The 2,993-nt window shown below is 72.5% G+C and carries 1 protein-coding gene; it reads right to left on the bottom strand.

Annotation, left to right across the window (positions count from 1 at the left end; translation table 11 throughout):
* Positions 1-62 precede the first annotated feature (62 nt).
* Positions 63-2,993 (bottom strand): type I polyketide synthase (locus ACFWTE_RS29840; RefSeq protein WP_378783293.1); only part of this gene is annotated, 2,931 nt, incomplete at its 5' end.

The raw sequence follows: 2,993 nt of genomic DNA, 5'->3' as shown, positions 1-2,993 counted from the left end.
CTTCTCATCAGCCACGTGCTTCCACCTTTGTCAGAGTCGGGGTCGACGGGTCCGGGGACCCGTCACTCGATGCCGTCGATGAACGCGAACAGCTCCTCGTCGCTGGCGGACTCGATGTCCTCGTCGGCCGAGTCGTCGCGGAGGGCGGAGAGCATGTGGTTGAGCTGCTCGGTGATGTGGCGGCGCACGTCGGTGTCGATACCGCCCACGTCGAGTCCGTCGATCCGGTCCTTGAGCCGCCCGAGGTCGTCGAGCACCGGGTCGGCCGGGGCTGCGGCCTCGTCCACGACGATCCGGTCCAGCAGATAGGCCGCGAGGGCCTGGACGGAGGGGTGGTCGAAGACCACGGTGGCCGGCAGCCGCAACCCGGTCTCCCCGTTGATCCGGTTGCGCAGCTCCACCGCGCTCAACGAGTCAAAACCCAACTCCTGAAAGGCCCGGTCCGGATCCACCTCCGTGTGGTCGGCGAAGCCCAGCACCCCCGCCACGTAGGCCTGCACCAGGTCGGTGAGCGCGCGTTCCCGGTCCTGCGGGTCGAGCCCGGCCAGGCGCTGGGAGAGGGTGGGGCCGTTCCCGGCCGAGTCCTGGCGGACGGGTCGGCGGACCAGTCCGCGCAGGAGCGGGGGCGGATCCGCCTTCCGGTTGCGCATCGCGCCCGTGTCGAGGCGGGTGATCGCCAGCAGGGCGTGTTGTGTCCTGACGGCCGCGTCGAACAGGGCCAGCGCGTCATCGGTGGCCAGCGGGAGCAGTCCGCTCCGTGACAGCCTGCTCCGGTCGACCTCGCTCAGGTCGCCGGTGATGTCGCTGCTCTCCTCCCACAGCCCCCAGGCCAGGGAGGTCGCGGGCAACCCCTCCGCCCGACGCCGCGCGGCCAACGCGTCCAAGAACGCGTTACCCGCCGCATAGTTCGCCTGACCAGCGTTACCCAACAAACCCGCCAACGACGAATACAACACGAACGCCGACAGATCCAGACCCCGCGTCAACTCGTGCAGATTCCACGCCCCATCCACCTTCGGCGCCAACACCCGCTCGAACTGCTCCCACGACAACGCCGACAACGTCCCGTCATCGACCACACCAGCCGTATGCACCACCGCCGACACCGGACGATCCCCCGGAACCGCCCCCAACACAGCAGCCAACGCACCACGATCAGCCACATCACACGCCACCAACACCGGCTCCGCCCCCAGAGCCGACAACTCCGCACACAACTCCCGCCCACCCGGCGCATCCACACCGCGCCGACTCAACAACAGAAGATGACGCACACCGTGCTCGACCACCACATGCCGGGCCACCACACCACCCAACACACCCGTAGCACCCGTCACCACCACCGTCCCCCCACCAAAACCGGACCCGGCGGGGAGGTCGTGGTCGGCCTCCCCGGTCGTCCGCGCCAGCCGGGGGACGAGCGCCCGGCCCCCGCGGATCGCGACCTGTGGCTCCTCCGCGGCCAGCACCGAGGCGACCAGGGCGGGTTCCGCACCGGCCGGGTCCAGGTCGACCAGGGCGACGCGGTCCGGGTTCTCGCTCTGGGCGGAGCGCACCAGGCCCCACACGCCCGCGGTCGCGAGGTCCACCGGCCCGCCGTCCCCGACCGCGACCGCGCCCTCGGTCAGGACCACGAGCCGGGTCCGGGCGAAGCGGTCGTCGGCCAGCCACGCGGTGAGTCCCGCGTGGAGGTCGGCCAGGGTGGAGCGCACCGCCCGGGGCAGGTCCGCGCCGTCGGCGGGGCGGACCGGTACCGGAAGCAGGACGGTGGAGGGCGGTGTGTCCCCGCCCATCGCCTCCCCCAGGGAGGCGAGGTCCGGATAGGAGGGGATCCGTTCCGCGAGTGCGGCGGGCAGGGCTGCGGGTGCGGAACCCAGGAGTGCCCGGGGCTCCTCCTCTCCGGTGCCCGGCTCGACGGCGAGGGGCGTCCAGTCCACCCGCAGGAGGGCGTCCCGCAGGGCGCCCGCACGCGTGGACAGGGCCTCCTTGCCGACGGTGCGCAGCGCCAGCGAGCCCACCTCGAACACGGGGGATCCGGTGGGGTCGGTGGCCGTCAGGGACAGCTCCGGGGAGTCGCCGCCGGTCTTGCGCGTCTCCAGGCGGACCCGGAGGGAGGAGGCCCCGGGGGAGAACACCCGGATGCCGGACCAGGAGAAGGGCAGGCGGGTGTCGTCGTCGCCCTCGGTGACCACGCCCGGGAGCATCGGGTGCAGGGCCGCGTCCAGCAGGGCCGGGCTCAGGACGTACTTCCCCGCGGTCACGCCGGTCTTCTCCGAGAGCCGCACCTCCGCCAGGACGGCCCCGTCGGCGGCCTGCCAGACCCGGTGCAGTCCCTGGAAGGCCGTTCCGTAGGCGTATCCGTGCCCGGCGAGCCGCTCGTACACTCCGGTGAGGTCGATCTCCGTGGCGCCCTCGGGCGGCCACGCGCCCAGTGAGCCGGCCGCGGCCGCGGGTTCGGGGGCGGTGTCGGTGACCGCCCCGGTGGCGTTCACCTCCCAGGGGACGTCGTCGGCGCCGGTGTCGGGCCGGGAGTGGACCGTGACCGGGCGGGTGCCCTGTTCGTCGGCCTCGCCCACCCGCACCTGCACCAGCACGCCGCCCTGCTCGGGCAGCACCAGCGGGGCGGCCATGGTGAGTTCCTCGACGTGGGGGCAGTGCACCTCCCGGCCCGCCGTCAGCACCATCTCCAGCAGGCCGGTGCCCGGAACGAGCGTTGATCCCCAGATGGCGTGGTCCGCCAGCCAGGGGTGTGTGCGTATCGACAGCCGGCCGGTGAACAGCACCTCACCGCCGCCGGCCACCTCCACCCCAGCGCCCAGCAGGGGATGGCCCGTCGCGTTCAGGCCCAGGGCCGAGGCGTCCCCGCCCGTGCCCTCGGGCACCAGCCAGTACGAGGACCGCTCGAACGCGTACGAGGGCAACCCCACCCGCGCACCACCAGCGAACACCGCCCCCCAGTCCACACCCACACCACGAACGAAGAACTCACCCAA

The sequence above is a fragment of the Nocardiopsis sp. NPDC058631 genome (genome assembly GCF_042716955.1).
Taxonomy (GTDB): Bacteria; Actinomycetota; Actinomycetes; order Streptosporangiales; family Streptosporangiaceae; genus Nocardiopsis.
This window is presented reverse-complemented; position numbering and strand designations above follow the sequence as displayed.